Origin of the sequence: Propionivibrio sp. (genome assembly GCF_017995515.1) — a bacterium.
Taxonomy (GTDB): domain Bacteria; phylum Pseudomonadota; class Gammaproteobacteria; order Burkholderiales; family Rhodocyclaceae; genus Propionivibrio.
In genome coordinates, this window is record NZ_JAGOIT010000006.1 from 53,449 (window position 1) to 58,217 (window position 4,769).

General features: G+C 62.2%; 6 protein-coding genes and 1 riboswitch. Of the genes, 1 reads left to right on the forward strand and 5 read right to left on the reverse strand.

All coding sequences use genetic code 11. The features are described 5' to 3' along the window. On the reverse strand, positions 1–224 hold a 224-nt coding region (locus KBA32_RS02005; protein WP_294354513.1), incomplete at its 3' end, for an alanine racemase. Positions 225–420: 196 nt separating this feature from the next. Between KBA32_RS02005 and lplT the strand changes: the two genes are divergently transcribed. Continuing rightward, complete coding sequence (gene lplT / locus KBA32_RS02010; RefSeq protein ID WP_294354516.1) at positions 421–1,689, forward strand: lysophospholipid transporter LplT; 1,269 nt, start codon at positions 421–423, stop codon at positions 1,687–1,689. Between the two features lie 25 nt (positions 1,690–1,714). Here the strand turns inward: lplT and KBA32_RS02015 are convergent, their stop codons facing one another. Genes KBA32_RS02015 through KBA32_RS02030 form a run of 4 tightly spaced genes read right to left on the reverse strand, consistent with a single transcriptional unit; the run spans position 1,715 to position 4,289 of the window. Then, a complete protein-coding gene (locus KBA32_RS02015) occupies positions 1,715–2,509 on the reverse strand; it encodes a uracil-DNA glycosylase (RefSeq protein ID WP_294354518.1) in 795 nt (264 codons plus the stop codon). Beyond that, a complete protein-coding gene (gene rimI, locus KBA32_RS02020; protein WP_294354521.1) occupies positions 2,506–2,982 on the reverse strand; it encodes a ribosomal protein S18-alanine N-acetyltransferase in 477 nt (158 codons plus the stop codon). The genes KBA32_RS02015 and rimI overlap by 4 nt, the downstream gene beginning before the upstream one ends. Next, the gene (gene tsaB / locus KBA32_RS02025; RefSeq protein ID WP_294354524.1) at positions 2,982–3,659 is read right to left on the reverse strand and encodes a tRNA (adenosine(37)-N6)-threonylcarbamoyltransferase complex dimerization subunit type 1 TsaB; all 678 of its coding nucleotides are present in this window, start codon (positions 3,657–3,659) and stop codon (positions 2,982–2,984) included. Before tsaB ends, rimI begins: the two co-directional genes overlap by 1 nt. 54 nt (positions 3,660–3,713) lie before the next feature. Continuing rightward, positions 3,714–4,289 (reverse strand): TMEM165/GDT1 family protein, encoded by a 576-nt coding sequence (locus KBA32_RS02030; RefSeq protein WP_294354533.1) that lies wholly within the window; start codon positions 4,287–4,289, stop codon positions 3,714–3,716. Positions 4,290–4,353: 64 nt separating this feature from the next. After that, positions 4,354–4,496: riboswitch (yybP-ykoY riboswitch) on the reverse strand. Positions 4,497–4,769 lie beyond the last annotated feature (273 nt).

A 4,769-nucleotide genomic window follows, 5' to 3' on the forward strand; every position in this document is an offset into this window, starting at 1 on the left:
GCTTCACGCAGGGCGACCGCCGCATCCATCTCGAGCAGCGCAAAACCGTCGGCTACTTCATCCAGCGCTCTGGCCACGCGCAAGAGACCGTGCCCGTAGGCATCCGCCTTGACCACCGCCCAGGCCTTCGCCGGATTCCCGCCGCTCGCGGCGTGTTGTTTGGCGACCGTATAGTTGTGACGGACTGCGGAGAGATCGATTCGTGCTTGCGTCGGGCGGGGCATGATCAGGTGTTTCCGGGGCTGAAATGAGAAAGACCGAGAGTATCGAACGCAATTCGAGCCGGCACAAGTCAGCTGTCCTAAATCGCCCGTGTATTTCGGCCTTCCGGCAAGAATTGCGCCATACGGCGACAGTAACAAGTTCCCGCCTTTCATGGTATAAATCCGCCACTTTAGAGAGACGATCACCGATTTTCTGATGCCCTTCGGCTTTTACATCATCATGGCGGCGCAGTTTTTTTCAGCGTTCGCCGACAATGCCCTGCTGATTGTTGCCATCGCCGCTCTGCGTGAAATGCACGCGCCTGCGGCGTACGAGCCTTTGCTCAAGACCTTCTTCACCGTCTCCTACGTCGCGCTGGCCGCTTTCGTCGGCGCCTTCGCCGATTCGATGCCGAAGTGGCGCGTCATGTTCATCAGCAACGCGATCAAGGTCATCGGCTGCGCGATGATGTTCTTCGACATTCACCCGCTGCTCGCCTACGCCGTCGTCGGCCTCGGCGCCGCCGCCTACTCGCCGGCCAAGTACGGCATTCTCACCGAGTATCTGCCGCACCGCCTGCTCGTCGTTGCCAATGGCTGGATCGAGGGACTGACCGTCGGCGCCATCATTCTCGGCGTCGTCATCGGCGGCGCACTGATCCAACCCTCGGTCGCGCATAGCATCCTCAGTTTCGACTTCCCGCTGATCGATACGGGCATCGACACGATCAGCGAGATGGCGCTGCTGTTCATCGGCCTGTTCTACCTGATCGCGTCGACCTTCAACCTCTACATCCCCGAAACCGGCGTCGACCACAAGATCCTGCACTCCAATCCCTGGTACCTGATCCGCGAGTTCAACCACTGCGTCGCCCTGCTCTGGCGCGATCGTCTTGGGCAGATTTCGCTGGCGGTGACGACGCTGTTCTGGGGCGCCGGCGCGACATTGCAGTTCATCGTCATCAAATGGGCCGAGGTTTCGTTGCACCTCGACCTCTCCAAGTCGAGCATGCTGCAGGGGGTCGTCGCCATTGGCGTCGCACTCGGCGCAGCAGGCGCAGCACGCATGATCACCTTGCGCAAATCGGTGCGCGTCATCCCGCTCGGCATCGCGATGGGCATCATCGTGCTGGCGATGAATTTCGTGCATCACGTCTGGGTCGCCGTGCCGCTGCTCGTCATCATCGGCGCACTGTCCGGCTACTTCGTCGTACCGATGAACGCGCTGCTCCAGCATCGCGGCCACATCCTGATGGGTGCCGGCCACTCGATCGCCGTGCAGAATTTCAACGAGAACCTGTCGATTCTGATGATGACCGGGTTCTACTACCTGATGGTCAAGTTCGACCTGTCGATCTATTGGGTAATCAGCCTGTTCGGCATCTTCGTCAGCGGCAGCATGCTGCTCGTCAAGCGGCGCCACGAAGCCAACCAGCGCGAACACGACGACGTGATCCACCTGGACGACAACGGCAGCGGACACTGAGTCCACCGCCGGCGCCCTGATTCCCTTATTGAGTCTTGAGCGTGCGCATCAGCGCACGAGCGCGGCAAAGGTCTTCCCAGGCCTTCGCCTTGTCGGGCAGATTGCGCAACAGATACGCCGGATGATAGGTCACGATGACCGGAACCTCGCGGTCGCCTGCGCGATAGCTCAGCGTCTTGCCGCGCAGGCTGGAAAGCGAAGCATCCTGTCCGAGGACCGAGGTAACGGCGACGCGCCCGAGCAGGACGATCAGTTTCGGCCGGATCAATTCGATCTGGCGCCGTAGGTAGGGTAAGCACGCTGCCAGTTCGTCGGCTTCCGGCGTGCGGTTGCCGGACGGACGGCATTTGACCGCATTCGCAATATAGACGTCCTCGCCCCGCTTGAGATCGATGGCCGCAAGCATGGCATCGAGCAGCTTGCCGGCCTGGCCGACAAACGGTTCGCCACGCGCGTCTTCCTCGGCGCCCGGCCCTTCACCGATGAACAGCCACGAAGCCTTTTCATCGCCCACGCCGGGCACCGCCTGCTTGCGTTCGGCGCGCAGATTGCACGACTGGCAGGACTTGATGCGCTGCCGCAAGTCTTCCCAGTTCATGTCAGCGATATCGACTCGGCCTTCCAGTGCCGGCGCAACACGTTTTTCGGGCACTGGCGGCGGCTCGGCTTGTGCCGACGACACCGAAACCTCCGGCGTCGGCAAGCGCACGGCCGTCCCCGCGTTAGCCGACCGCACGGCCGTCCCCGGATCGCGCCGGACCCAGCGCGGCGAGATCCCCATTTCTTCGAGAATCCGGTCCTGATTCAATGGATTGCTCATGCCGAGACCTCGATCAGCGCGTGCGTCATGACCAGCGCGTCCTCGCGTCCGCCGTCGGCTGGGTAGTAGCCGCGCCGCACACCGATCTGGGCAAAACCGAAATGACGGTAAAGTTCGACCGCCTTGACGTTCGACGGGCGGACTTCGAGCAGCAGCGTTGCAGCGCCTGCCTGGCGTGCCACGCTCATCGCATGGCGCAGCAAGCGCGCCCCAAAGCCGAGGCCCTGTCGCTTCTCGCTGACGCTGATGTTGAGCAGATGCGCGTCGTCGACGGCCATCATCACCACGTAGTACCCCACCAGCTCGCCGCCGACGCGACACACCCAGCAGCTATAGCCGCTGGCGATCGAGTCAGCGAAGTTCGCCCGGCTCCAGGGGTGCGAGTAGACCTTGTATTCGATGCGCAGAATTTCATCGACGTCATGGACGCTCATCGGCAGCAGGTCGACGGGCGGCGCGAACAGGCCACTCATCAGGCCCTGCCTCCGATCGCCAGACGTTCGGCGACGGTCTGCGCGACCTTGTTGCGCACGTAAAGCGGCGCCGCATCGGCCGGATCGATCGACTCACCACGCTCCAGTCTCGGCGCCGCAAGACGAACCACAGCCTCGGCGCTCGGCATGATTTCCGGTCTCCAGACATCGACGACAGCGGCCAACCGCTCGCGCAATATGGGGTAGGAAGACAGGCCGTTGCCGCAGGCGACCCAACCGGTCGATTCGGGCAGCGGCACGGACTCGGGGGCGCAAACGACGATTTCGCCCAGCAAGCGGCAATGCACGTAGAGGCCATAGTAGACCTCGCCCATGCGAGCATCGAGTGCGACGATGACGCGCTCGCCACCGCTGGCCAGAGCCATCGCTTCCAGCGTCCCGATGCCGAGCAGCGGCAAGTCGCGCGCGACTGCCAGCCCCTGCGCGGCACCGCAGGACACGCGCAATCCGGTGAACGAGCCCGGCCCCATGCCGAAGGCGATGCCCTGCACGTCGGCGAAGGTCAGTCCAAGTTCGCGCAGTGTCTCAGCCGCTTGCGGCAGCAGCGTTTCTGAATTGGAGAGCCGCTCCGGGCAGCTCCGGGCGATGACCTCTCCGTCGCGCCAAAGCGCGACGGAACCAGGATCGGTGGCGGTTTCGAGGGCGAGAATCAGCATGGGGCGACATTCTACCGGAAGGCCATCCTCGCCCGCTGCCTTGTCGTACGGTGCTCAAAAACCCATCGAATTGCCGGCGCCCAACAGGGTCGCCACGCCGAGCACGGCAAAGATCCCTGCTGCAATCCGGTGCACGAGACGGATAGGCATTTTTCCGGCGATCCGATCCCCCATGATTACCGCCGGCACGTTGGCGATCATCATGCCCAGTGTCGTACCGGTGACGACGTAGAACAGGCTCTGGTACTGCGCCGCCAGCGCGACGGTGGCGACCTGCGTCTTGTCTCCCATTTCCGCCAGAAAGAAGGCCACGAGCGTTGTTCCGAACACACCGAGGCGCGCAAGTTTCGCGTCGTCCTCGTCGAACTCGTCGGGTATCAACGTCCATCCAGCCATCGCGAGAAACGAAATGCCGAGCACCCAGCGCAGGGTCTCCGGCCCGAGCAATGAGGTGATCCAGGAACCGACGGCACCGGCAAAGCCATGATTGACCAGCGTAGCGACGAGGATGCCGAGAACGATCGGCAGCGGCCGCCGGAACTTTGTGGCGAGGATAAACGCCAGGAGTTGGGTTTTGTCGCCGATTTCGGCGAGGGCGACGATGCCCGTTGATACCAGTAAGGCTTCCATCTGATTTCCCTGGCCGGACGCGACAAATGACTCCAGCGCCTGTCCGGCCATTCCGGGGCACCGAAGTCAAAGGTCTTGCCAGGATAGAATTTCCGATAGCCACAACAGGGCAGAACGGAAATTTACCGCTTGCGCCATGACCATAGGTCAAGCATGTTGACGCAAGCATCTTCTCGTGAAGAGCGGCTACTCCCCAATGACGGCGCGTATTCTACTCGTACGCAGGGTCTTTCCGCCAGCGGTGTTGACCTTGCACATCTGTCAACAATGACGGAGTGCCAAACTCAGAGATGATCGGCATCGCCCGTTTGAAGGAAAGGAGTCTGCAATGCACCCGCACCGATTCGCCGTCGTTCTCGGCGATTTTCTGCTGCTTTTGGCGCTATCACCTGCCGCTTTCGCACAGGATGAAATCCTTGCTCCCGGCTTTGCCAACGGCATCCCCTACTTGTCTGGCGGCATCGGCGACGAGGAGCGCGA

Coding starts and splice junctions, on each gene's coding strand:
- lplT (WP_294354516.1), top strand. CDS start 421: ATGCCCTTCGGCTTTTACATCATCATGGCGGCGCAGTTTTTTTCAGCG.
- KBA32_RS02015 (WP_294354518.1), bottom strand. CDS start 2,509: ATGAGCAATCCATTGAATCAGGACCGGATTCTCGAAGAAATGGGGATC.
- rimI (WP_294354521.1), bottom strand. CDS start 2,982: ATGAGTGGCCTGTTCGCGCCGCCCGTCGACCTGCTGCCGATGAGCGTC.
- tsaB (WP_294354524.1), bottom strand. CDS start 3,659: ATGCTGATTCTCGCCCTCGAAACCGCCACCGATCCTGGTTCCGTCGCG.
- KBA32_RS02030 (WP_294354533.1), bottom strand. CDS start 4,289: ATGGAAGCCTTACTGGTATCAACGGGCATCGTCGCCCTCGCCGAAATC.